Annotated in this window: 27 protein-coding genes; 23 read left to right on the top strand and 4 right to left on the bottom strand. The window is 67.6% G+C overall.

Annotation, left to right across the window (positions count from 1 at the left end; translation table 11 throughout):
• Window positions 1-101: 101 nt before the first annotated feature.
• Complete coding sequence (locus tag E3C22_RS10800; RefSeq protein WP_134762034.1) at window positions 102-848, bottom strand: Uma2 family endonuclease; 747 nt, start codon at window positions 846-848, stop codon at window positions 102-104.
• A gap of 69 nt (window positions 849-917) precedes the next feature.
• On the opposite strand from E3C22_RS10800, the gene E3C22_RS10805 reads away from it, so the two are divergent.
• The 12 genes from E3C22_RS10805 to E3C22_RS10860 all read left to right on the top strand — a co-directional run bounded on the left by E3C22_RS10805 (window position 918) and on the right by E3C22_RS10860 (window position 8,814).
• Complete coding sequence (locus E3C22_RS10805) at window positions 918-1,247, top strand: DUF6364 family protein (RefSeq protein ID WP_134762035.1); 330 nt, start codon at window positions 918-920, stop codon at window positions 1,245-1,247.
• Window positions 1,244-1,843 carry a hypothetical protein gene (locus E3C22_RS10810; RefSeq protein WP_134762036.1) on the top strand — a complete coding sequence of 200 codons (600 nt, stop codon included), beginning with the start codon at window positions 1,244-1,246 and terminating at the stop codon, window positions 1,841-1,843. Before E3C22_RS10805 ends, E3C22_RS10810 begins: the two co-directional genes overlap by 4 nt.
• Before the next feature lie 305 nt (window positions 1,844-2,148).
• On the top strand, window positions 2,149-2,871 hold the full coding sequence (gene rph, locus E3C22_RS10815; protein ID WP_134762037.1) for a ribonuclease PH: 723 nt from the start codon (window positions 2,149-2,151) through the stop codon (window positions 2,869-2,871).
• Window positions 2,871-3,515, top strand: coding sequence for an RdgB/HAM1 family non-canonical purine NTP pyrophosphatase (rdgB, locus tag E3C22_RS10820; protein ID WP_134762038.1), 645 nt, complete (start codon window positions 2,871-2,873; stop codon window positions 3,513-3,515). Before rph ends, rdgB begins: the two co-directional genes overlap by 1 nt.
• Window positions 3,516-3,525: 10 nt before the next feature.
• Window positions 3,526-4,728 carry a radical SAM family heme chaperone HemW gene (gene hemW / locus E3C22_RS10825; RefSeq protein ID WP_134762039.1) on the top strand — a complete coding sequence of 401 codons (1,203 nt, stop codon included), beginning with the start codon at window positions 3,526-3,528 and terminating at the stop codon, window positions 4,726-4,728.
• A 22-nt stretch (window positions 4,729-4,750) separates the two neighbouring features.
• A complete protein-coding gene (locus E3C22_RS10830) occupies window positions 4,751-5,515 on the top strand; it encodes a sulfite exporter TauE/SafE family protein (protein WP_134762040.1) in 765 nt (254 codons plus the stop codon).
• A gap of 46 nt (window positions 5,516-5,561) precedes the next feature.
• A complete protein-coding gene (locus tag E3C22_RS10835; protein ID WP_134762041.1) occupies window positions 5,562-5,792 on the top strand; it encodes a DUF4160 domain-containing protein in 231 nt (76 codons plus the stop codon).
• Window positions 5,785-6,198 (top strand): DUF2442 domain-containing protein, encoded by a 414-nt coding sequence (locus tag E3C22_RS10840; RefSeq protein WP_134762042.1) that lies wholly within the window; start codon window positions 5,785-5,787, stop codon window positions 6,196-6,198. The genes E3C22_RS10835 and E3C22_RS10840 overlap by 8 nt, the downstream gene beginning before the upstream one ends.
• A 112-nt stretch (window positions 6,199-6,310) precedes the next feature.
• Window positions 6,311-6,775 carry a nuclear transport factor 2 family protein gene (locus E3C22_RS10845; RefSeq protein WP_134762043.1) on the top strand — a complete coding sequence of 155 codons (465 nt, stop codon included), beginning with the start codon at window positions 6,311-6,313 and terminating at the stop codon, window positions 6,773-6,775.
• A gap of 102 nt (window positions 6,776-6,877) precedes the next feature.
• Window positions 6,878-7,447, top strand: coding sequence for a TetR/AcrR family transcriptional regulator (locus tag E3C22_RS10850; RefSeq protein ID WP_134762044.1), 570 nt, complete (start codon window positions 6,878-6,880; stop codon window positions 7,445-7,447).
• A gap of 84 nt (window positions 7,448-7,531) precedes the next feature.
• Window positions 7,532-8,425: a 16S rRNA (cytidine(1402)-2'-O)-methyltransferase gene (gene rsmI / locus E3C22_RS10855; protein WP_134762045.1), complete on the top strand. Its 894-nt coding sequence runs from the start codon at window positions 7,532-7,534 to the stop codon at window positions 8,423-8,425.
• A complete protein-coding gene (locus E3C22_RS10860; protein ID WP_134762046.1) occupies window positions 8,422-8,814 on the top strand; it encodes a YraN family protein in 393 nt (130 codons plus the stop codon). The genes rsmI and E3C22_RS10860 overlap by 4 nt, the downstream gene beginning before the upstream one ends.
• 122 nt (window positions 8,815-8,936) lie before the next feature.
• On the opposite strand, the gene betC is transcribed toward E3C22_RS10860, so the two are convergent.
• From betC to crtD, 3 genes are all read right to left on the bottom strand, one after another.
• Complete coding sequence (betC, locus tag E3C22_RS10865; protein ID WP_134762047.1) at window positions 8,937-10,451, bottom strand: choline-sulfatase; 1,515 nt, start codon at window positions 10,449-10,451, stop codon at window positions 8,937-8,939.
• A gap of 141 nt (window positions 10,452-10,592) precedes the next feature.
• The gene (locus E3C22_RS10870) at window positions 10,593-11,462 is read right to left on the bottom strand and encodes a carotenoid 1,2-hydratase (protein WP_134762048.1); all 870 of its coding nucleotides are present in this window, start codon (window positions 11,460-11,462) and stop codon (window positions 10,593-10,595) included.
• On the bottom strand, window positions 11,420-13,003 hold the full coding sequence (gene crtD, locus E3C22_RS10875; protein ID WP_134762049.1) for a 1-hydroxycarotenoid 3,4-desaturase CrtD: 1,584 nt from the start codon (window positions 13,001-13,003) through the stop codon (window positions 11,420-11,422). The genes E3C22_RS10870 and crtD overlap by 43 nt, the downstream gene beginning before the upstream one ends.
• A 99-nt stretch (window positions 13,004-13,102) precedes the next feature.
• On the opposite strand from crtD, the gene E3C22_RS10880 reads away from it, so the two are divergent.
• From E3C22_RS10880 to pufC, 11 genes are all read left to right on the top strand, one after another.
• Window positions 13,103-14,332 (top strand): methyltransferase, encoded by a 1,230-nt coding sequence (locus E3C22_RS10880; RefSeq protein WP_134762050.1) that lies wholly within the window; start codon window positions 13,103-13,105, stop codon window positions 14,330-14,332.
• A 48-nt stretch (window positions 14,333-14,380) separates the two neighbouring features.
• Window positions 14,381-15,322, top strand: a complete 942-nt coding sequence (bchC, locus tag E3C22_RS10885) for a chlorophyll synthesis pathway protein BchC (RefSeq protein ID WP_134762051.1) — start codon at window positions 14,381-14,383, stop codon at window positions 15,320-15,322.
• 47 nt (window positions 15,323-15,369) lie between these two features.
• Window positions 15,370-16,341 (top strand): chlorophyllide a reductase iron protein subunit X, encoded by a 972-nt coding sequence (locus tag E3C22_RS10890; protein ID WP_134762466.1) that lies wholly within the window; start codon window positions 15,370-15,372, stop codon window positions 16,339-16,341.
• Window positions 16,342-16,351: 10 nt separating this feature from the next.
• The gene (gene bchY, locus E3C22_RS10895; RefSeq protein WP_134762052.1) at window positions 16,352-17,929 is read left to right on the top strand and encodes a chlorophyllide a reductase subunit Y; all 1,578 of its coding nucleotides are present in this window, start codon (window positions 16,352-16,354) and stop codon (window positions 17,927-17,929) included.
• Window positions 17,929-19,407, top strand: coding sequence for a chlorophyllide a reductase subunit Z (bchZ, locus tag E3C22_RS10900; RefSeq protein WP_134762053.1), 1,479 nt, complete (start codon window positions 17,929-17,931; stop codon window positions 19,405-19,407). The genes bchY and bchZ overlap by 1 nt, the downstream gene beginning before the upstream one ends.
• A gap of 55 nt (window positions 19,408-19,462) precedes the next feature.
• Window positions 19,463-19,690: a hypothetical protein gene (locus E3C22_RS10905; RefSeq protein WP_134762054.1), complete on the top strand. Its 228-nt coding sequence runs from the start codon at window positions 19,463-19,465 to the stop codon at window positions 19,688-19,690.
• Window positions 19,691-19,779: 89 nt separating this feature from the next.
• Window positions 19,780-20,004: a light-harvesting antenna LH1, beta subunit gene (pufB, locus tag E3C22_RS10910; RefSeq protein WP_134762055.1), complete on the top strand. Its 225-nt coding sequence runs from the start codon at window positions 19,780-19,782 to the stop codon at window positions 20,002-20,004.
• Window positions 20,005-20,015: 11 nt separating this feature from the next.
• Window positions 20,016-20,207 (top strand): light-harvesting antenna LH1, alpha subunit, encoded by a 192-nt coding sequence (pufA, locus tag E3C22_RS10915; RefSeq protein ID WP_134762056.1) that lies wholly within the window; start codon window positions 20,016-20,018, stop codon window positions 20,205-20,207.
• A 117-nt stretch (window positions 20,208-20,324) separates the two neighbouring features.
• The gene (pufL, locus tag E3C22_RS10920) at window positions 20,325-21,164 is read left to right on the top strand and encodes a photosynthetic reaction center subunit L (protein ID WP_134762057.1); all 840 of its coding nucleotides are present in this window, start codon (window positions 20,325-20,327) and stop codon (window positions 21,162-21,164) included.
• A gap of 13 nt (window positions 21,165-21,177) precedes the next feature.
• Window positions 21,178-22,161: a photosynthetic reaction center subunit M gene (pufM, locus tag E3C22_RS10925; protein ID WP_134762058.1), complete on the top strand. Its 984-nt coding sequence runs from the start codon at window positions 21,178-21,180 to the stop codon at window positions 22,159-22,161.
• Window positions 22,158-23,831, top strand: coding sequence for a photosynthetic reaction center cytochrome PufC (gene pufC / locus E3C22_RS10930; RefSeq protein ID WP_134762059.1), 1,674 nt, complete (start codon window positions 22,158-22,160; stop codon window positions 23,829-23,831). The genes pufM and pufC overlap by 4 nt, the downstream gene beginning before the upstream one ends.
• Window positions 23,832-23,874 lie beyond the last annotated feature (43 nt).

Consider the following 23,874-nt stretch of genomic DNA (forward strand, 5'->3'; position numbering starts at 1 on the left):
ACCAACGGGAGGTTAGTCGGCTGGTGGCCAAGGGCAAGCGAATTTTGCAGTGCAAAATCGCCGTTGAGAGCCACCTCGCCCAAAACATGTCTGGCTCGCGATCAGGGTGCCGTATCGACGAGTCTCAGATGAGGCGGTGGCAACGGCTCGAGCGATTCGTAAATCGCACCCATCATCAGCACCGCCCCTATCTCGGCGAGATCTATGGTCTGATCCAGGTCATCAAACTTCTCGACGCTCCACCCGCCTCTCAGGTTCCGCCGGTACAGCTTTACCGAGATCACGTCGGGATCGACGAAGCGGATCAGCCGGATGTCGCCATGGGACCGGTACTCGTCGAGCTTGTCGGTCGCGTCGATCGCCGAGGTACCCGGGGATGAGACTTCGACGACCAGCGTTGGTGTGGAGGCTTCCAACGCTTCGGGATTGCCCGGTCCGCAGTCGACCACCACGTCGGGATTGCGGATCGTTACCGGCCCCGTCCTGACTGCGGTATCGCTGGCAGTTGTCCGGCAGCCGTTGCGCCTTGCATGCGGCAACAGCGCCGCGAGAGTGTCAGCGGCAACGACGTTGTAGCTCTGCTTACTGGCAGTCATCATCCGGACGACCCGACCGTCGACGAGCTCGAACCGCTCCTTCTGGGTCGCCGCCCATGCGAGGAACGCGTCTGCGGAAACCAGCTCCTTTTCCGGAGAAGCCATTGTCACCCTCTCCTGACGACGCCATCGGGGCAGCATATTGGCGAGCGGGTGGCCGGGCAATGGCGGCGGCACGCAGAGACTCACACCGCATATGCGGCCCACGGCAGAAAACGACCCCGGCACGTCCACCGCGTTCGGCAGCGCCATCGCCCAGATTGCCGAGCATCTCGCTATCACATATATATGTGATCATACTGCAGCTCAGAGGCGCCGACCGTGCAACGCAACACGACGTTCAATCTGCCGGATGCGTTGGTGCAGAAAGCCAAAGCCTATGCCGCCGCCAACGGAACCACGATGACCGCGATCGTCCGTTCGCATTTGGAGGCGGTGACGAGCGACGGCTCCTCGCCGCCGGAGGACGATCCGCTGCTGGCCTATTCCGAAGGGCGGCTTTCGCGCAGGGAAGCGATCAGGCTCATGGGGTTGAGGGACTATAGCGAGCTCCTCATCCAATTGGGCGAGGCCGATCTGCCTATCCCGCGACCGGCGCCCCATGAGATCGAGAACCAGGCGCTCCTCTTCGAGAAACTCTGGAAATCATGAAGCGGTGCACGCTCGTCATGGCGGATGCCGGGCCCTTCAACAGCCTCTGGGTGGCGGGTCGGCTGGACCTTCTGTTGGCGCTCGACATGCGCGTCGTGGTGGTCGATGCCGTCTACGACGAGCTCACGAGTGACCCGGTCTACCTCAAAGATCGCGAGGTAAAGGCCTTTATCGACAACAACCGCCCCCCCTTCCTCATCGAGCCAACCGACATCGGGCAAATGGAGCGGGAGAAGCGAGCCAGAGGCGGAAAACTGAAAAGAAACGCCGGTGAATTGGCCATGGTCGACTTCATGACGTCGGACAACGGCTTGCCATCGTACACGGCTGCCGGAGATCCGGTGGCCATTCTGTTCGAGGACGCGGGGATACGGGTCATCAACAAGCCTCCGAACCTCCACCTGCTTTCCACGATCGGCATGCTTTACGGGCTGGAGCGGGTCGGGATCATCCCGTCGGCGGAGGACATCGTCCGTGAGATGACGCATCCGACATTGCCCGGGCGAAAATTGTCCGACGCGCGAAAGTTCACCGATTTGCCCGAGGGCATCGACGATCCCGCGGCCATCGGAAGTTCTTGGACGCCTGGATCGTAAGGCCAGCCCGCGGGCTCCATCATCGAGAATGGCACGATCCTTCGGTTGGCGATGGCTGCCGGATGGCACTGCTTTCCGGATCGAATCTTAGCTACGTCGATGAAGCCCTGATCCCCGTCTATCCCGATAGCGAAGTAGACGGGGTGTCGCCTTTATCACGGGCCCGGGTTGCAACGAAGAATGTCCGGCGCGCGGCGGAAACATCGCCGGCGAACCCTTTGCGTGCCCGCAGCTTTCCCGATACAAGCCCGGCGCAATAACACTCCGTTAACCATTCAAATTCGAAGCAAAAGCGAGCCACCGCCATGCGCCCATCGAAACGCCCCAACGACGCCATGCGCGACGTGACCATGGACACCGGCGTCTCGCGCCATGCCGAGGGCTCCTGCCTCGTGCGCTTCGGCAACACCGAGGTGCTCTGCATGGCGAGTCTCGAAGAGCGGGTCCCGCCGTTTTTGAAGAACACCGGCAAGGGCTGGGTGACCGCCGAATACGGCATGCTGCCGCGGGCGACCGGCGATCGGATGCGCCGCGAGGCGGCCCAGGGCAAGCAGTCCGGCCGGACCCAAGAGATCCAGCGGCTGATCGGCCGCTCCTTGCGATCGATCGTCGACCTGCAGGCGCTCGGCGAGCGGCAGATCACCGTCGACTGCGACGTCCTGCAGGCCGACGGCGGCACCCGCACCGCGGCGATCACCGGCGGCTTCGTGGCGCTGTCGGAGTGTCTGAAATGGATGGAGGAGCGCTCGATGGTGAAGCGCCACGACGTCCTTCTCGGCCATGTCGCCGCCGTCTCCTGCGGCATCTACAAGAACGAGCCGGTGCTCGACCTCGACTATGCCGAGGATTCCACTGCCGAGACCGACGCCAATTTCGTCATGACCGGTGCCGGCGGCATCGTCGAGATCCAGGGCACCGCCGAGGGCGCGCCCTTTTCGGAAGACGAGTTCCTCAACCTCCTAAAGCTCGCCCGCAAGGGCATTGGCGAGCTCGTCGAGACCCAGCGCCAGGTTCTCGGAGAGCACTGATGGCGCTGCTTTCGCCGGAAGTCGGGCCGCTGCTCGTCGCCAGCCACAACAAGGGCAAGATCTGGGAAATCCGCGAGCTGATGGAGCCCTTCGGCTTCGAGGTGACCTCGGCGGCCGACAAGGGCCTCGACGACCCGGAGGAGACCGGCACGACCTTCGAGGCGAATGCCGAGATCAAGGCGCTGGCGGCTCTGAATGCGACAGGCCTCGCCTCGCTGTCGGACGACAGCGGTATTGCCATCGAGGCGCTGAACGGCGACCCTGGCATCTATTCGGCCCGCTGGGGCGGCCCGGACAGAGACTTCGCCATGGCGATGCGCAATGTCGAGGAGAAGCTCCAGGCCGCCGGCGCGACGACGCCCGACAAGCGCCGCGCCACCTTCGTCGCCGTCCTGTGCCTCGCGCGCCCTGGCCATGAGCCGATGTTCTTCCGCGGCGAGGTGGACGGCACGATCGTCTGGCCGCCGGTCGGCGACAAAGGCTTCGGCTACGACCCGATCTTCCTGCCCGACGGCGAGAGCCGCACCTTCGGCGAGATGATGTCGGCCGAAAAGCATGCCTGGGTGCCCGGCCAGAAGACCGCCCTCTCCCACCGGGCCCGGGCCTTCCAGAAATTCGCCAAGCTCGCCCTCGGGGTGGAATGAAGGGGACGGGATGAACCTGATCGCGCCGCACAAGCCTTCCGACGTCCTGCCCTTCGCCAAGGCGCCGGCCCTGCCGGGGTTCGGGGTCTATATCCACTGGCCGTTCTGCGCGGCGAAATGCCCCTATTGCGACTTCAACAGCCATGTGCGGCGCTCCCCCGTCGACCAGCCGCGCTATGTCGCGGCCTTCGAGCGGGAGCTGAAGGAGGCGGCGCGGCGCTCGAAGGGCGAGACCGTCACCTCGATCTTCTTCGGCGGCGGTACGCCGAGCCTGATGGCGCCCGAGACCGTCGGGGCGCTGATGGATGCCGTGGCGGCAAACTGGACGATCGCGCCGGACGCCGAGGTGACGCTCGAAGCCAACCCCTCCAGCGTCGAGGCCTCGCGATTCCGCGGCTACCGTGCGGCGGGGGTCAACCGCGTCTCGCTCGGCGTCCAGGCGCTGAACGACCCGGACCTTCGCCGGCTCGGCAGGCTGCATGACGTGAATGCCGCGCTGGAAGCGATCAGGCTGGCCCGGGAGATCTTTCCGCGGCTGTCCTTCGACCTGATCTATGCCCGGCCGAACCAGACGGTGGAGGCCTGGGAGGCCGAGCTCAATCAGGCGATCGATCTCGCCGCCGACCATCTGTCGCTCTACCAGCTGACCATCGAGATGGGGACGCCGTTCTTCGACCTTTACAAGGCCGGCAAGCTGAAGGTGCCGGACGGTGAGCTCTCGGCCGAACTCTACGAGGCGACGCAGCAGCTGACGGCCGTCCGCGGCCTGCCGGCCTACGAGATCTCCAACCATGCGGTGCCGGGGGCGGAATCGCGCCACAACCTCACCTATTGGCGCTACGGCTATTATGCCGGCGTCGGCCCGGGCGCCCATGGGCGCCTCAAGGGCGAGAACGGCCATCGCCATGCGATTGCCAACGAGCCGCTGCCGGAGACCTGGCTGAAGATGGTCGAGAGCTGGGATTCAGGCGCCACCACCGACGAACCACTGAGCCTCGAGGAACAGGCCGACGAACTGCTCCTGATGGGGCTTCGCCTCACCGAGGGCATCGATCTCGCCCGCTGGCGCAAGCTCGCCGGCCGCGACATCGACCGGGCGAGCGAGGCGGACCTTGCCACCCACGGCATGATCGAGCGGCTCGGTCCGGACCGCATCCGGGCGACGCCCGCCGGCATGCTCGTGCTCGACGCGGTGGTGGCCGACCTCGCCTGAGGATCATCGGAGCGGCCCGCCGATGTTCGATCTCCTGCCGGCCGGGCTGACGCAATCCGGCCTCCTCTTCATCGTCGCGACCGCCTTCGTCGCCGGGCTTGCCCGCGGCTTTTCCGGCTTCGGCGCAGCGCTGATCTTCGTGCCGCTGGCGAGCGCCATCGTCGGGCCGAAGCTGGCGGCGCCGGTGCTTCTGGTGATCGACGCGGTGGCGGCGCTCGGGCTCCTTCCCGGCGCCCTGAGGAAGGCAGAGGCGCCGAGCGTCGCCGTCATGGCGATCGGCGGCGCCATCGGCGTGCTGCTCGGGACGCTGCTGCTGACCGTCGCGAGCCCGCTCGCCGTCCGCTGGTTCATCGCCTCGGTCGTCGTCATCCTGCTGGTGCTGCTCGCCTCGGGATGGCGCTATCACGGCCGGCCCAAAACGCTGCTCACCATTGCGGTCGGCACGGTCTCCGGCGTCTTCAGCGGCGCCGCCGGCACCGGCGGGCCGCCGGTCGTCGCCTACTGGCTCGGCTCGCCGCGGGCCGGCAAGGTGGTGCGTGCCAACATCGTTGCCTATTTCGCCGTCTCGACGGTCTTCACCGTCGTCAGCTACGCCGTCGGCGGCCTGTTCATCCGGGCGCTGCTGCCGCTGATCGTCGCGACGGGCCCGCTCTATGCGGCAGGGCTCTTTGCCGGCACGCGGCTGTTCGGCCTTGCCCGCGAGAGCGTCTTCCGCTGGGCCTGCATCGCGCTGATTGCGGGGTCCGCGCTGGTCAGCCTGCCGATCCTCGATCCGATCCTGCGGTGAGTTTTTCCCCCTTCAAAAACCCAACTAGACGGGTTAGTTTCGTGGCATGGTCACGGTACTTCGCCACGGCGCTCTGCGCGTCGTCATCTTCAAGGACGATCACTCGCCCGCCCATATGCACGTGTTCGGCGATGGCGAAGCGAAGATCGACATATCTGGACCCGCGCCGCGACTGATCCTCAGCACGATGCGCCGAGGCGAATTGCGCAGGGCAAGCGCGTTGGTCGCGGGCCATCAAGCGTTTCTGCTCGACGAATGGAGGAAGCATCATGGCTGATTTCGAATTTCCGCCGGCGGAGGTCGAAGCCGCGATGGAGCGCGCCGAGGCGGACCGGGCCGATCGCCCCATGCCCAAGACCGTCCAATACGACAGGGCCTCCGGACGGATCGTCGTGGAGTTCACCAACGGCTCGGCCTTCATGGTGCCGGCAAGGGCACTCGAAGACCTCGAGGATGCGGCAGACGAGGACCTCGCCGAAGTCGAGTTGCTCGGCAGCTACGGGCTGCACTGGGAAAAGCTCAATGTCGACTTCACAATCCCCGGTTTGATGGCGGGCATCTTCGGCACCGCCGGCTTCATGAGAGAGGTCCAGTCCAAGGGCGGACGATCACAATCACCGGCAAAGGCCGCTGCGGCCCGAGCCAACGGCAGGAAGGGCGGGCGCCCCCGCAAGACGGGCTGACGGGTGACCTGACATACGCCCCGGCCGGCACGCCCGGCGCGCCCGATTGACAGCTCCGATCCATCTCTGTACCGATCGGTCAACACTCATCCGATCGGTACAGGACCGCGCCATGGCTCGCCCGCCCCTTCCGCCCTTCACCGCCGAGACCGCCGCGCAGAAGGCCCGCGCCGCCGAAGACGCCTGGAATTCCCGCGATCCGGAGCGGGTGTCGCTCGCCTATACCGAGGACTGCGTCTGGCGGAACCGCGCCGAGTTCATCCGCGGCCGGGCCGAGATCGTCGCCTTCCTCACCCGCAAATGGGCCAAAGAGCTCGATTACCGGCTGATCAAGGAGGTCTGGGCCCATGACGGGAACCGGATTGCCGTGCGCTTCGCCTATGAATGGCACGACGACAGCGGCCAGTGGTACCGCTCCTACGGCAACGAAAACTGGGAGTTCGACGATGAGGGCCTGATGCAGCTGCGCTTCGCCTCCATCAACGACCTGCCGATCCGCGAAGCCGACCGCAGGTTCCACTGGCCGGCGGGGACGAGACCGGCGGATCATCCCTCGCTGAGCGACCTCGGGCTCTGACATGGGGCCCGCTTTGCCGTTGCCTCGTCTCGATCCCCTCATCCGGTCGCGCGACATCGCCCGGGGCGTCCCGTCGTCGCCCCTTCGGCGTGTGGCCTGAAAATGGCGCGGACCGTCGCCGAACGCAGCGACGCCATCGCGCCGCTCGCCGAAGTGTTTCGCGAACATGGCTACGAGGGTGCTAGTCTGTCGCTGATCTCCAAAGCGACGGGGCTCGGCAAGGGCAGCCTCTATCACTTCTTTCCCGGCGGCAAGGAAGAGATGATGGCGGCGGTCCTCGCCGACATCGACCGCTGGTTCGAGAGAAAAATCTTTGCCCCGCTCGAGGCGACGGACGAGGCGGAGGCGGCTATCGCGGCGATGCTTGCGGCGGTGACGGCCTATTTCCGCACCGGCCAGCGGGTGTGCCTCGTCGGCGCACTCGGCCTGTCGGAGAGCGGCAACCGCTTCGCCGCGACGCTCTCTGGCTATTTCGCCCGATGGATCGACGCTCTGGTGGCCGCTCTCGTGACGGGCGGCGTGCCGCCTGCTCTTGCCCGCGATCTTTCCGAGGATGCCGTTGCCGGCATTCAGGGCGCGATCGTCCTGTCGCGCGCCATGGGCTCGCCGGCCGTGTTCGAGCGGGTGGTCGGGCAGATCGCGCAGCGCCTGGCGGTTGCTCTTCGACGGTGACCGGCTCCCGCATTGCTCACGGACCGGCAAAGAGTGAGTGGAGTCGTTTCGCATCCGACTACGGCTTCGTGTAAGCCTAGCGCCATGACCGCTCCCTCCTCCCCGCCGATCTACACCCTCTTCGGCACCGTCCGACCCGCTCCGAAACCCGAGCCGGGGCTCTATCTCGTCGCAACGCCGATCGGCAACCTCTCCGACATCACCATCCGGGCGCTGGAGATCATCGCCGGCGCCGACCGGCTCGCCTGCGAGGACACGCGGGTGACCGGCAAGCTCTTGCAGCGCTTTGCCATCGAGCGGCGGATGACGCCCTATCACGAGCACAATGCAGCCGAAGCAGGGCCGGCACTGATCGAGGCGGTGGCAGCGGGGGAATCCGTCGCGCTGGTCTCCGACGCCGGCACGCCGTTGGTGTCAGATCCCGGCTACCGGCTGGTGCAGGAGGCCTATGCGGCAGGGGTGAGCGTGGTGCCGATCCCCGGCGCCTCGGCGGCGACGACGGCACTGGTCGCCTCCGGCCTGCCCTCGGACGCCTATTTCTTCGCCGGTTTCCTGCCGCAGAAGGAAAAGGCCCGCGGCGAGCGCCTCGAAGCGCTGATCCGGGTGCCGGGCACGCTGATCTTCTTCGAGGCGCCGCACCGGATCGCCGCCAGCCTCGCGGCGATGGCAGAGGTCTTTCCCGATCGGCCGGCTGCGGTCTGCCGCGAACTCACCAAGCTGCACGAGACGGTCTATCGCGGCACGCTACCGGAGCTTGCCGCGGAATTTGCCGCGATGGCCGAGGTGCGCGGCGAGATCGTCGTCTGCATCGGACCGCCGGCCGAGGAGACCGTGGCCGCGGGAGAAGACGCCGACCAGATCCTCGCCGGCCTGCTCGGCGAGATGAAGCCGGCCAAGGCCGCCCAGGAGGCGGCGCGGCTCACCGGCCTTCCTCGCCGCGATCTCTATCAGCGCGCCCTCGACATGAAGGGAAAATGATCCGCCGGCGCCCGCCAGCGGAAGCGGGGGCCGCGCGGCGGCGCCGGCTTCTCTCCCGCGGCCATCGCGGCGAGACACTGGCGGCGTGGGCACTCCGGCTGAAGGGCTATCGCATCATCGCGCGGCAATACCGCACCAAGCTCGGCGAGATCGACATCATCGCGAGGCGCGGCGATCTCGTCGCCGTCGTCGAGGTGAAGGCGCGGCCGACGCTGATCGAAGCGATGGAGGCCGTCGGCCCCCATGCCCAACGGCGAATCGAGGCCGCCGCCGACATCTGGCTGTCGCGGCAGAGGGATTTTTCGCGGCTGTCGGTGCGGTTCGATATTGTCGCGGTCATGCCCCGGCGCTGGCCGGTGCATGTGAAGGACGCCTGGCGGGGGCGATAGAGCGACGCGCGTCCAACCGGACGCTCGAAGCACGCTCTGCGTCATCGACTCACAGCATCTGCCGGGCCGGCGCAGCCTTTCGAGAGTAGCGGGGGACGGTGATTTCCTGCCGGCCCGAAGCCTCACTCCCCGCGCGGGAAGCGGGCGTTTTCCTCAACGACGTTGAGATCCATGTGGTTGCGCATGTAGCGCTCCGATGCCTTCTTCAGCGGCTGGTGATCCCAGGGATAGTAGGCACCGTTTCTCAGCGCCTCGTAGACGACCCAGCGCCGGGCCTGGCTCTCACGCACCTCGGCATCGAAGCGGGCCATGTCCCATTGCGCCCGCAGCTTCTCTTCGAATGCCATCAGCGTCTTGGCATGGGCCGGATCGCCGGCGAGATTGGTCAACTCGCGGGGATCGGCCTCGATGTCGAAGAGTTGCGGCGCGTCGATCTCGCAGTGATTGAACTTCCATTTGCCTTCCCGGATCGAGACCAGCGGCGCATAGGAGCCTTCTGCGGCATATTCCATATAGACCGGCTCGGGCCGTCCGTCGCCGTTCACCGTCGGCTTCAGCGAGTGGCCGTCGGTCCAGGGCATGATCTCGCTCATGTCGATGCCGGCGAGATCGCAAAGCGTCGGCGTCATGTCGATGGTGGAGACCGGATCCTCAACAAGGCGCGGGTCGAGTCCAGGCGCTGCGATCATCATCGGCACCCGGGCCGACCCCTCGTAGAAGCACATCTTGAACCACATGCCGCGCTCGCCGAGCATGTCGCCATGGTCGGAGACGAAGGCGACGATGGTGTTCTCGTCCATACGGGTGCGCTTCAGGACGTCGAGGATCGAGCCGATCTTCTCGTCGAGATAGGAGAGATTGGCGAAATAGCCGCGCCGCGCCCGGCGGACGTTCTCGGCCGTGATCTCCGACTTCGCCGCGTCGTTGGCGGCGTAGAGGCGCCGCGAATGGGCGTCCTGCTCGTCGAGCGGGATCGGCGCCACCTCGGGATCGAGATGCTCGCAGTCCTCGTAGAGATCCCAGAATTTTTTCCGCGCGACGTAAGGATCGTGCGGATGGGTGAAGGAGACCGTCAGCGCCCAAGGTCGCTGGTCGTGGCCGCGCGACAGGTCGTAGAGCTTCTGCTCGGCGTTGAAGGCGACCTCGTCGTCATATTCCATCTGGTTGGTGATCTCGGCGACGCCGGCACCGGTGACCGAACCGAGATTGTGGTACCACCAGTCGATCCGCTCGCCTGGCTTGCGATAGTCCGGCGTCCAGCCGAAATCGGCGGGGTAGACGTCGGTGGTCAACCGCTCCTCGAAGCCGTGCAACTGGTCCGGACCGACGAAATGCATCTTGCCGGAAAGGCAGGTGTGATAGCCGGCGCGGCGAAGGTGGTGGGCGTAGGTCGGGATCGCCGACTGGAATTCGGCGGCGTTGTCGTAGACCCGCGTGCGCGACGGCAGCTGGCCGGACATGAAGGAGGCCCGCGCCGGGGCGCAGAGCGGGCTCGCGGTATAGCTGTTGCGGAATCTGGTCGAGCGCTTCGCCAGCGCTTTCAGATGCGGCATGTGAAGAAAATCCGCCGGCCCGTCCGGAAACAATGTGCCATTGGCCTGATCGACCATGATGATGAGGAAGTTCGGGCGGGCCATGGCGGATCGTCGTTCCTTGCGGCTGGAGAGTATCGGCAGTGTCGCTCCCCTGCGGCATAACGCGTCCGGGAGGGGCGCGACAATGGGGGCCGCTTCCCGCGCCGATCACCGAAGCCGACCGCCCGCGGACCGTGCCGTTTCTCAGACGAAGCGGCGTGGCATCCTGAAGGGCAGCATCGCCTGGACCACCGGATTGGCGAAACGGTCGAGATCGACGCTCTCGTGGATCGCGGTGACGTCGCGCCCGAGGAGCCGGGTGGCGACGACCGAGCGGGTGTAGAAGGGCGAATCCTCCAGCGTCTCGATCACCCTCGCCGTCACCCCCCGCTCGCAGCGGGTGGAGCGCCGCATGCCCCAGAAGCTCTTGTCGAGCCGCGCCGGCGGCGGCGCCTCGAAGTCGCTGACGCCGGTCCTCGGATCGAAGCGGATCGCCAGCGAACAGGACTGGTCGTCCCGGTCGAGGAGATCGTAGAGCACGATGGTGCCCTCCGGCCCCCCTGCCCGGCACCAGTTCCAGCGGTGGAAGCTTTCTTCCAGCGGCACCTCGCCGGTGTTGAAGTCGAAATAGCCGCTGCCGGACCAGGCGAGCGCCGGTTCTTCGAGATCGACCTCGACACGGGCGCAAGGGGCGATCGGCCACCAGCAGTGGCGCGCCTCGGCATCGAGGGCGACCGGGTGGTTGACGACGGCTTCCGGATAGAGCCGGACGGTGCCCTTCACCCGCCGCGGGATCAGCGGTGTCACCTCGTCGATCTCGGCGGTGAGGCCGCTGCCGTCCCAGCGCATGGTGCTCGGGCCGACGCGAAGGGTGCCGGCATCGCGGTGCAGCAGGCCGCGCCTTCGCTCGGTCATCGTCCAGCGCTTCGCCGAGGGGCCGGTGAGCGCGACATTGATCGAGACGTGGTCCTCCGGCGCCCGGCGCCCGGCCAGCCGGTAATAGGGCGAGAAGACGCTGCCGACGAAGCCGATCAGCGTGAGGGAATGCCGGCCGTCGGCAGAAAGCGCGTCCACATACCACCAGGCGTAGCCGCCGGGCGGGACCGTCTGGTCGAAGCGCGGTCCGCCAGGATGGCCTCGGCCGCGATCCTGCCCGACAGCGCCGCCATCGGCAGGCCAGCCCCGGGATGGACGCTGCCGCCGCAGAGATAGAGGCCCGCGAGCTTCGTTCTGGCGCCGGGACGCCGGAACGAAGCCGTCGACCCATGCGAGGCCCGCCCGTAGAGCGCTCCGCCCGTCGCCGGAAAGCGCGTCTCGAAATCTGAGGGCGTCGAAAGCCTGATCGCCGGATCGTCCGGCCGGTCCACCCGCAAGCCCGAAGCCTTGAGCCTGGAGAATGCCGCGCTCACGCATCGCTCGACCTCCTTTGGGGAAAAGCCCGCCCCGTCGCCATCGGCCGGCGCGTTGATGATCAGAAAGAGCCGCTCGGCGCCGCGCCGCGCGGCCTCGGCCGAAAGGACGCCGCGATCGTCGCGATCGGAGGCGCAGACATAGACGGTTGGATCGCTCGGCAGCCGGCGCAGCTCGAGGATCTCGTCGAACTCGCGGGCGTAGTCGGCCGAGAAGAAGACGTTGTGGCGCAACAGCGCCATGCCGCGCACCGGCGCCTCGAAGGCCATCGTCAGCGCCGAGAGCGAGCGCTCGGGGCGCTTCAGCGGCGGGTCGACGGCCGCTTGCGCCGCCGGGCCGAGCCTGCCGGCCGCGAGCGCTGCGACGTCGGCGTTGGAGAGGACGACGTCGGCGGCGATCCGCTCGCCGCTGGCAAGACGCACGCCGCAGACCCGGCCGCCTGCAGCCTCGACCGCGGCGACGGGCGCGCCGAAGCGCAGCGTCGCGCCGCAGCGTGCCGCAAGGGCGGCCAAAGCGTCGGCGAGGCGCTTCATGCCGCCATCGACCAGCCAGACGCCGGATTTTTCCACCTCGGCAATGAGCATCAGGGTTGCCGGCGCGAGGAAGGGCGAAGAGCCGTTATAGGTCGAATAGCGGGCAAAGAGCTGGGCAAGGCGCGGGTCTGAAAACGCCTTGGACAGCGACTTCCACAGCGTCGTTTCGGCGCCGATCCTGAGGATCGCCGGCAGGCCAACGGGCCCGGCCCGCGCCATCAGGGCCAGCGGGCCGGAGGGGCGCTCGGCGCGCATGAAAATCGGCGACAGCGTTTCGCAGACATCGCTCGCCCGCCGGCAGAAGGCGCGATATTCCCGCGCCGAACGCTCGCCGGAAAAGGCCGCGACCGCCGCCTCGGAGCGCGCCGCATCGGCAAAGAGATCGAGCCGTGATCCGTCGGCGAAGACATGCCGGGCGATCGTCTCGGAGCGTATCAGCTTCAGGTGATCGTCGAGGCGCTCGCCGGCGCTCGCGAAAACGTCATCGAAGACGTCGCGCAGGGTGAAGACCGTGGGACCGACATCGACCGGACGGCCGGCGACCGTCTCCTCGCGCAGCTTGCCGCCGGGGTTCTGACCGGCTTCCAGAAGCGTCACCGCGAGCCCGCTGGCGGCGAGCCGCACCGCAGCTGCCAGCCCTCCGACCCCGGCGCCGACGATCGCAACATGCATCTGTCCATCCTCGGTACCACCGCAAGCGAGATTGACACGGGCGCAATCTGGTTGTCCAATAAATTTGACAGATAGACCTGTCCAAAAGGATTGACGTTCATGTCGACCACAGGATCCGCGACGCCTCTCTCCCACCGACCGTCCGGCTGGGCGGCGCCGATCCGGGAACTTCGACGCTTTTTCAGGCCGAGCCGGGACCGCTGGCGCGACTTCCGCAACCGCAAGCTGGCGGATCCGGCCTTCCAGCAGGGCGCCGCGCGGTTCTGGCTCACCCGGCCCTTCGCCAGGCGGAGTTCGCGGCGGCTGTTCGATCTCGTCGCCGGCTTCGTCTATTCGCAGGCGCTCGCAGCGGCCGTCGAACTCGGCCTGTTCGACCGCCTGAAGCGCGGCCCCCGCACCCTGCCCGAGATCGCCGCGGCGACGGACCTTGCCCCCGAGGCTGCCGAACGGCTCCTGCGGGCGCTTGCCGCCATCGATCTCGTCGAGATCGACGACAGCGAGGAGGAGGTCGTCTACGGCCTCGGCCCGCTCGGTGCGGCGCTGGTCGGCAATCCCGGCGCCGAGGCGATGATCCGCCATCACAAGGACGTCTATCGGGACCTCTCCGACCCGGTGGCGCTGCTGAAAGGCAACGGCCCGCCGACCCGGCTGTCGAAGCTCTGGCCCTATGCCGCAGCGCCCGGCGGCACGCCGCCCGGGGACGGCGACGTCGCGGCCTATACCGACCTGATGGCGGCCAGCCAGGACATCGTCGCCGAGGAGGTGCTCGGCTCCTACGACCTCTCCTGGGCAAAGCGCATGCTCGATCTCGGCGGCGGCGACGGCCGCTTCCTGCGCAGGGTGGCGGCGCGGCATCCGGATATCGAACTGCATCTGATGGAACTGCCGGCGGTCGCCGAAATCGCCCGGCAGCGCATCGGCGACACCCGCTTCGGCCGGCGCATCACCGTCCATCAGGGCGACTTCTTCACCGATCCCTTTCCAGAGGGCGGCTTCGATCTCGTCACTCTCGTGCGCATCCTGCACGACCACGAAGACGCCGAGGCACTGAAGCTGCTCACCCGGGCCCGCGAGGTGCTGCGGCCTGGCGGCGTCGTGCTGGTCGCCGAGCCGATGGCCGGATCGGACGATTCGGCGGCGATCGCCGATGCCTATTTCGGCTTCTACCTGCTCGCCATGGGCCGCGGCCGGCCGCGCACGCCCCGCGAGATCGGCCGGCTGATGAGCGAAGCCGGGCTTAGCCGCATCCACGAGGTGCCGACGGCTCTGCCGGTCGCCACGGGCATGGTGCTCGGCGAGATTCCGCGCCGCAATGTCGCTTTTACTTGACAGTTTGAAGTGTCAATTTAAACTGACAGTCAAGCGAGGAGTTCTTCCGTGGTCACGCAATCCGACGCCATCGTCTTCGACCAGCCCCGCCAGCTCGGCATCAAGCGGCTGGCACTGGCGGCGCGGCAGCCCGGCGACGTCGTCGTCGAGATCGAGGCCTCGGGCATTTCCACCGGCACGGAACGGCTGCTGTGGTCCGGCGAGATGCCGGCCTTTCCCGGCATGGGCTATCCGCTGGTGCCGGGCTACGAGGCGGTCGGCCAGGTCGTCGACGCAGGCGAGGCCCGCCGGCTGAAGGCGGGCGACCGGGTCTTCGTCCCGGGCTCCAACGGCTTTGCCGGCGCCAGGGGCCTGTTCGGCGCCTCCGCCTCGCATGTGCAATTGCCGGAAGGCCGGCTCGTTCCGGTCGCAGAGTTCCTCGGCAACGAGGCGGTGCTCCTCGCGCTTGCCGCAACGGCGCATCATGCGGTGCGCGCCTCCGGCCGCGACCTGCCGGAGCTGATCGTCGGCCACGGCGCCCTCGGCAGGCTTGCCGCCCGCATCGTCGTCGGCCTCGGCGGCCAGCCGATCGTCTGGGAGACCGCCAGGGCCAGGCGCGGCGCCGCGAGCGGCTATGCCGTCATCGATCCCGAGGAAGACGAGCGGACGGACTATCGCCAGATCCTCGACGTTTCCGGCGATTCGGCGATTCTCGACAGCCTGGTGCCGCGGCTCGGCCGCGGCGGCGAGATCGTGCTCGCCGGATTTTACAAGAAGCCCGTCTCCTTCGCCTTCCCGCCCGCCTTCATGCGCGAGGCACGGATGAAGATCGCCGCGGAATGGCGGCCCGAGGACATGGAGGCGGTAACGCGGCTCCTTGCCGACGGCCGGCTCTCCCTCGACGGGCTCGTCACTCACACCGGCCGCCCGAGCGAGGCCAAGTCCGCCTACCGGACTGCCTTCGAGGACGCCGAGTGCCTCAAAATGATCCTGGACTGGAGAACGATGTGACCAACGCGCTGCGACATCTCGAAAGCGCGACGGGACCGGCCGGCGCCATGGCGGAGCGGCTGCGGGCGGAAGCTGCGGCAGAGCCCGACGCCGTCGCCACCGGCCCGGTCACCAAGGAGACGCAGATCATCGCGATCTACGGCAAGGGCGGCATCGGCAAGTCGTTCACCCTCGCCAATCTCAGCTACATGATGGCGAGCCAGGGCAAGCGCGTGCTGCTCATCGGCTGCGACCCGAAGTCCGACACCACCTCGCTGCTCTTCGGCGGCAAGGCCTGCCCGACGATCATCCAGACCTCGTCCGCCAAGAAGGCCGCCGGCGAGGAAGTCGACATCTCCGACGTCTGTTTCAAGCGCGACGGCGTCTTCGCCATGGAGCTCGGCGGCCCCGAGGTCGGCCGCGGCTGCGGCGGGCGCGGCATCATCCACGGCTTCGAGCTCCTCGAAAAGCTCGGCTTCCACGAATGGGGCTTCGACTACGTCCTCCTCGACTTCCTCGGCGACGTGGTCTGCGGCGGCTTCGGCCTGCCGATCGCCCGCGACATGTGCCAGAAGGTCATCGTCGTCGGCTCGAACGACCTGCAGTCGCTCTACGTCGCCAACAATGTCTGCTCGGCGGTCGAATATTTCCGCAAGCTCGGCGGCAATGTCGGCGTTGCCGGCATGGTGGTGAACAAGGACGACGGCACCGGCGAGGCAGCCGCTTTCGCCAAATCCGTGGGCATTCCGGTTCTGTCGGCGATCCCGGCTGACGAGGACATCCGCCGCAAGAGCGCGAACTATCAGATCGTCGGCATGCCCGGCGGCCGCTGGGCGCCGCTGTTCGAGACGCTCGCGACCAATGTCGCCGAGGCGCCGCCGCTCCACCCGACGCCGCTCGATCAGGACGGGCTGCTGGCGCTGTTCTCCGACGAGGAGACCGGCCGCGAGGTGACGCTCCAGCCGGCGAGCCTTGCCGACATGATGGGCCGGCCAATCGCCGCGCGCCCGTCCCTCGAAGTCGTCTACGACAACGCGTGAGGACCGGGCGATGGACTTCTCCGACATCGACCTGAAGCGCGGCGAGGCTGGCGGCACGACCACCGATGGCGACACGTCGGCTGCCGGGCCGGCGCCCCGCGAGGGCGATGCCTCCTGCCATGGCGGCAAGGCGGAGATGCGCGCCGCGGCGGCGAAGGCAGGACAGAGCGAGATCCTCGAGCGCTATGCCAGGGACTATCCGGCCGGGCCGCACGACCAGCCCCAGTCGATGTGCCCGGCCTTCGGCTCCCTGCGCGTCGGGCTGAGGATGCGCCGCACGGCGACGGTGCTGTCCGGCTCGGCCTGCTGCGTCTACGGCCTCACCTTCACCTCGCATTTCTACGGCGCCCGGCGCACCGTCGGCTACGTGCCGTTCAATTCCGAGACGCTGGTCACCGGCAAGCTGTTCGAGGACATCCGCGAGGCGGTCCACCAGCTCGCCGATCCGGCGCTCTACGACGCCATCGTCGTCACCAATCTCTGCGTCCCCACCGCCTCAGGCGTGCCGCTGCGGCTGCTGCCAAAAGAAATCGACGGCGTCAGGATCATCGGCATCGACGTTCCCGGCTTCGGCGTGCCGACCCATGCCGAAGCGAAGGACATCCTCGCCGGCGCGATGCTCGCCTATGCAAGAGGCGAGGCCGAACAGGGGCCGGTGGCAGCGCCCGCGGCGCCGCTGAGCGACAAGCCGAGCGTCGCGCTGCTCGGCGAGATGTTCCCCGCCGACCCGATGGTGATCGGCCGGCTCGTCGAGCCGATGGGGCTTGTTGCCGGGCCGGTGGTGCCGACCCGCGAGTGGCGCGAGCTCTATGCGGCGCTCGACTGCACCGTCGCAGCGGCGATCCATCCCTTCTACACCGCGTCAATACGCGAATTCGAGACGGCCGGCCGGCCCGTGGTGGGCTCCGCCCCGGTCGGGGTGGAAGGCACGGCGGAGTGGCTGTCTCGGATCGGCGAGGCCGCCGCCGTGCCGGCGAGCCGCGTGGCCGCCGCCCAGAACGCCATCCTCCCGGCGATCCGTGGCGCGCTCGCCGGATCGCCGATCGACGGACGGATCACCCTCTCCGGTTACGAGGGATCGGAGCTGCTCGTCGCGCGGCTGCTCGTCGAGAGCGGCGCGGACGTGCGCTATGTCGGCACGGCCTGCCCGAAGACGCCGTGGTCGGCCGCCGACCGCGAATGGCTCGAGGCGAAGGGCGTCACGGTGAAGTTCCGCGCTTCGCTGGAGGACGATCTCGCCGCCTTCGAGGCTTTTTCGCCGGACCTTGCCATCGGCACGACGCCCGTCGTCCAGAAGGCCAAGCAATCCGGCACGCCGGCGCTCTACTTCACCAATCTGATTTCCTCGCGGCCCTTGATGGGGCCGGCCGGCGCCGGGTCCCTCGCCGAGGTGATCAATGGTGCGATCGCCTCGAAATCGCGCTTCGACACGATGAAGGCCTTTTTCGAGGGCGTCGGCGAAGGCTATTCCGCCGGCGTCTGGGAGAACGTTCCCAACAAGCCTGCCGCGCCGAAGCGCCGGGCCGACGTGCCGGTGCGCGCCACCGGCAAGACCGCCGCCTATGATACCGGGATGGGGGACGCCTGATGCTCGTCCTCGATCACGATCGTGCGGGAGGCTACTGGGGCGCGGTCTATGTCTTCACCGCGGTGAAGGGCCTGCAGGTCGTCGTCGACGGCCCGGTCGGCTGCGAGAACCTGCCGGTGACCTCGGTGCTGCACTACACCGACGCGCTGCCCCCGCACGAACTGCCGATCGTCGTCACCGGCCTGTCGGAGGACAATCTCGGCCAGACCGGCACCGAGGGGGCGATGAAGCGCGCCCACGGGACGCTCGATCCGGCCGAGCCCTCGGTGGTGGTCACCGGGTCGATCGCCGAGATGATCGGCGGTGGGGTGACGCCGGAGGGCACCAACCTCAAGCGGTTCCTGCCGCGCACCATCGACGAGGACCAGTGGCAGTGCGCCGACCGGGCGCTGAAATGGCTCTTGACCGAATACGGCCCGAAGAAGGGAAAGATCCCGGCGCCGAGGGAGCGCAGGGAGGGCGAGAAGCCGAAGATCAACATCATCGGCCCGGCCTATGGCATGTTCAACATGCCCTCCGACCTTCACGAGATCCGCCGGCTGATCGAGGGGATCGGCGCCGAGGTCAACCTCGTCTTCCCGCTCGGCTCCCATTTGCGGGACATCCCGAAGCTCACTCTCGCCGAGGCGAATGTCTGCCTCTACCGCGAATATGGCCGCCAGCTCTGCGAGGCGCTGGAGCGGCCCTATCTGCAGGCGCCGATCGGGCTGCATTCGACGACGGCCTTCCTGCGGAAGCTCGGCGAGATGCTCGGCCTCGACCCCGAGCCCTTCATCGAGCGCGAGAAGCACACGACGATCAAGCCGCTCTGGGATCTCTGGCGGTCGGTCACCCAGGACTTCTTCGGCACGGCGAGCTTCGCCATCGTCGCCAACGAGACCTATGCCCGCGGCGTGCGGCACTTCCTCGAAGACGAAATGGGCCTTCCCTGCCGCTTCGCGGTCCCGAGGCTCTCCGGCAGGAAGACGCTGAACGACGACGTCCGGCGGATGGTCAGGGAGACCCCGCCCCTCGTTCTCTTCGGCAGCTACAACGAACGCATGTATCTCGCCGAAGCCGGCGGGCGCGGCACCTTCATCGCCGCGTCCTTCCCCGGCGCGGCGATCCGGCGGCACACCGGCACCCCCTTCATGGGCTATTCCGGCGCGACCTGGCTCGTTCAGGAAGTCTGCAACGCCCTGTTCGACGCGCTCTTCCACATCCTGCCGCTCGGCACCGAGATGGACAAGGTCGCCGCGACGCCTGCGAGAGGCCGCTCCGGCGGCGCTGCGCGGGCCGAGGAACTCGCCTGGTCGCCCGGCGCCAACGACATGCTGCAGGCCGCGCTGGAGCGCGAGCCGGTGCTGGTGCGGATCTCCGCCGCGCGCCGGCTGCGCGACGCCGCCGAAGCCGAGGCAAGGCGGGCCGGCTCCGCCACCGTCGAGCCGCGCCACATGGCGGCAATCGCGCCGGACATGGCCGCGGAGACCGCGCCATGACCGCCCCCTCTTCGATGCCAGACCGCAATGCAGGAACAGCCAGGGAGAACCCGAAATGAGCCTCGTCGAACGCCACGGCCTGTCGAATTTCCGGGCCGACCAGCAGGAATACCGGATCCTCTTCGCCGTGACCTATCCGATCTTCCTCGCAGTCGCGCTCGTCTCGCGCCTCTTGCCGGCTCGTCTGCGGCCGGTGCCGACGGAGCGCGGCGGCGTCTTCGCCGTGTTCCGCGACGCCAGGGCCGCAGCCAACTCCGTCCTCCCCTTCGCCTTCATGCGATAGCGCCGTCGAGGACAACGAAGCTTCGGAGCCGCCCGCGCCTGCCAAGCCGCGGCCGGCCCGGAGATCCCGGGAAACAAGGAGAAAGGAACATGGTAGACCCCATTACCGGCCGGGAGGCGGGAACGCTTTCCGGTATGACCGAGAGGGAGGCGCAGGAGTTCCACGGACTCTTCTTCACCTCCTTCCTGGTCTTCACGGCCGTCGCGGTCGTCGCGCACATTCTCGTCTGGATCTGGCGCCCCTGGCTTCAGACCCCCGAGGTGAGCTCGGCGAGTCTCGAGGCGGTCAAGCCACTTCTCACGATGCTCAGCTAGGAGATCGAACCATGTGGAGAATGTGGCTGCTCTTCGATGCGCGCCGGGCCCTGATCGGCCTGTTCACCTTCCTGATGGTGCTGGCGCTGCTGATCCACTTCATCCTCTTGTCCACGGCCCGTTTCAACTGGCTGGCCAATCCGAACCCGCCGGGCGGCGGGGCGCAGACCAGCCAGATCGAAACGCCGCTGCGCATCGGCTGAAGCAGAGATCACGACCAATCGGGACGGCGTCCTTCGCCGTCCCGGATCCGCCGGGCTCCCGCCGGAACCCGGTCGGGGCACGGCCCGAATCCGGCCTGACGAGATGGGACAAACGCCATGGCGATGCTGTCGTTCGAACGCAAATATCGGGTGCGCGGAGGCACGCTGATCGGCGGCGACCTCTTCGACTTCTGGGTCGGTCCCTTCTATGTCGGCTTCTTCGGCGTGACGGCGGTGTTCTTCGCGCTGCTCGGCTCGCTGCTGATGTTCTACGACATCAGCCAGGGCGACGCGACCAACGTCTTCGCCTTCTCGGTCAACCCGCCATCGATCAAATACGGGCTGGGCCTTGCGCCCCTCGACGAGGGCGGCACCTGGCAGCTGGTCACCATGTGCGCGGTCGGCGCCTTCGTCTCCTGGGCGCTGCGCGAGATCGAGATCTGTCGCAAGCTCGGCATCGGCTGGCACGTGCCGATCGCCTATTCCTTCGCCGTCCTCGCCTATGTCTCGCTGGTGGTGATCCGGCCGCTGCTGCTCGGCGCCTGGGGCCACGGCTTTCCCTACGGGATCATGTCGCATCTCGACTGGGTGTCGAACGTCGGCTACCAGTTCCTGCACTTCCACTACAATCCGGCGCACATGCTGGCGGTGACGTTCTTCTTCACCACCACGATGTTTCTCGGCCTCCACGCCGGCGTCATCCTCGGCGCGGTCAATCCCGGCAAGGGCGAGAGCGTGAAATACGGCGAGCACGAGAACGCCTATTTCCGCGACTACATCTGCTACTCCGTCGGCCCCTACGGCATCCACCGGCTCGGCCTGTTCTTCGCCCTGAACGCCGGTTTCTGGAGCGCGGTCTGCATCATCATTTCCGGTCCCTTCTGGGACAAGGGATGGCCGTACTTCTTCGACTTCTTCCTGAAGACCCCTGCCGCCATCGGCAACATCGCTTACTGAGGGAGGCGGCACGATGGGTTCCTATGCTTCGATCTACAACCGGATCCAGGTTCGCGGACCGTTCGATCCCGGGGTGCCGCTGAGGCACTCCTCGGACACCCGCATCCAGGCCAAGAGCTTCTCCTACTGGCTCGGCAAGATCGGCGATCCGCAGCTCGGGCCGCTCTATCTCGGCTGGTCCGGGGCCGCCTCGCTGGCCTTCGGCTTCATCGCCATCGAGATCATCGGCCTCAACATGTGGGCCTCGGTCGACTGGGACCCCTACGCCTTCGTGCGCAACCTCGCCTTCCTGTCGCTCGATCCGCCGCCGGCGAAATACGGGCTGAACCCGCTGGTGCCGCTCGGCGACGGCGGCTGGTGGATCCTCGCCGGCTTCTTCCTGACCACCTCGATCCTTCTTTGGTGGGTGAGAAGCTACACCCGCGCCAGAGCGCTCGGCATGGGCACCCACACCAGCTGGGCCTTCGCCTCGGCGATCTTCCTCTATCTCTCGCTCGGCCTGTTCCGGCCGATCCTGATGGGATCGTGGTCGGAGGCCGTGCCCTTCGGGATCATCACCCATCTGAACTGGACGGCCTCGGTCTCGGTGCTCTACGGCAACTGGTACTACAACCCGTTCCACATGCTCTCGATCGTCTTCCTTTACGGCTCGACGATGCTCTTCGCGATGCATGGCGCGACCATCCTCGCGGTGTCGCGCTTCGGCGGCGAGCGCGAGGCCGAGGAGATCGTCGACCGCGGCACCGCGGCTGAGCGCGGCGCGCTGTTCTGGCGTTGGACGATGGGCTTCAACGCCACCTTCGAATCGATCCACCGCTGGGCCTGGTGGTTCGCGGTGCTGACCACCTTCACCGGTGCGATCGGCGTGCTCCTCACCGGCACCGTGGTCGACAACTGGTATCTGTGGGGCGTCAAGCACGGCATCGCGCCGAGCTATCCCTCCGTCTATCCGTCCTTCCCGATCCCCGACGAAGCCGCTCGGAGTGTGATCCAATGACCCGGAAACACGTCCGCTCCAGCCCGATGATCGTCGGGATCCTCGCCATCGTCCTGGTGCTACTCGGGCTGACGGTGCCGCCCTGGGTGCTGCCGCCGATCGAATCCATCGAGACCGGCCCCGCCGCGATCGAGATGGTGCAGTTCAAGGATGCCGATCGCCAGCTGCCCTACAGCCGGCGCCCGGAGCCGCTGGAAGCGGCGGACAACGAAGGCAGCCCGAAGGCCAGCGAGGTCTATCAGAACGTCCAGGTGCTCGGCGGCCTGACCGACGCCGAGTTCACCCGGCTGATGCTGGCGATCACCGAATGGGTCTCGCCCGAACAGGGCTGCGAATACTGCCACAACCTCGAATCCGACGAGGGCTTCGCCAGCGACGACCGCTACACCAAGGTCGTCGCCCGCAAGATGCTGGAGATGGTCCGGCACATCAATTCGAAGTGGCCCGAGCACGTCGCCCCCTCGGGCGTCACCTGCTACACCTGCCACCGCGGCCAGAACATCCCGCCCTGGACCTGGTACGAGCAGAACGAGCCCTCGAGCGACCGCTTCATGGGCAAGCGGCGGCCATGGCATCTCGAGGCCAAGACGATCCGGCAGTTCTTCCCGGACGTTCCCTACGACAAATATCTGATGGACGAGCATGCCAGCGCCCAGATCCAGTCGAGCGATCCGCTCGTCGCGGTCGGCGGCAAGGCCGAGGTCGCCCAGGAGCAGGACGCCGAGAACCTCTATCTCTTCATGATGCAGATGGCGAACTCGATGGGCGTCAACTGCACCTACTGCCACAACTCCCGCGCCTTCCGAGACTGGGAGCAGTCCACCCCCTACCGCTGGATCGCCTATTGGGGCATCCGCATGGCCCGGGACGTCAACACCAACTACATCGAGCCCTTGAAGACGGTGTTCCCGGACAATCGCAAGGGACCGCTCGGCGACCCCGCCAAGGCCCATTGCGGCACCTGCCATCTCGGCAACAACAAGCCGCTCGGGGGCTACAAGCTGCTCGACCACTATCTCGTCGGGCTGACCGAGGACGGCAAGGCGCCGGATCCCGGCCCGAAGCAGGCGATCCTCCTCGGCGAGGCGAAGCCGGCCGCCGTCACCGGGCCGGACCAGGATGCCGCCCAGCCGGCGCCATCCGCCGCGCCGGTCTCGAAAGAGGCGATCGGCCAGTCGGTGGCGCCCGGCGGCAAGGACGGCGGCGCCGAATACAAGTCGCAGGAGCAGCCGGCCGGCACCGGAAGCGAGGATCTCGGCGGCACCGTCCAGCCGGTCCCGCAGTCGGAGGACACCGGCCCCTCGCCGCCGCCGACCGGGGCGAACGCCCCGCAGGGCTCGGAGCCGGCCGAGATGTCGCCCGGCTCGCCGATGGAGCCGAGCGAGGGAAAGGACGCCGTCGAGGGCACCGCCAACGCCCCTTCGACCGGCCAGCCGCCGAGCAACCCGCCGGCCAGCGGCGACGCGGCGACGCCCGACAAGGCCGAGCCCGCGGACAAGGGCGCGGCCATGCCCGAGCCAAAGGGTTCGAGCGACAGCCAGCCGGCGGCCGGCGGCGATGCGGCCGGCGGCCAGGCCGCCCCGGCGTCGGGCGCAACCTCCGGCAGCGGCCCGACCTCGATCCCGGCCAACAAGGGCCCGGCGCAAGGCACCACGACCCGCTTCAACTGAGCGCGGGCGGCGGGCCACCGACGGGCATTCTGCGGGCGGGCGT

The organism is Jiella endophytica, assembly GCF_004519335.1.
Lineage (GTDB): Bacteria > Pseudomonadota > Alphaproteobacteria > Rhizobiales > Rhizobiaceae > Jiella > Jiella endophytica.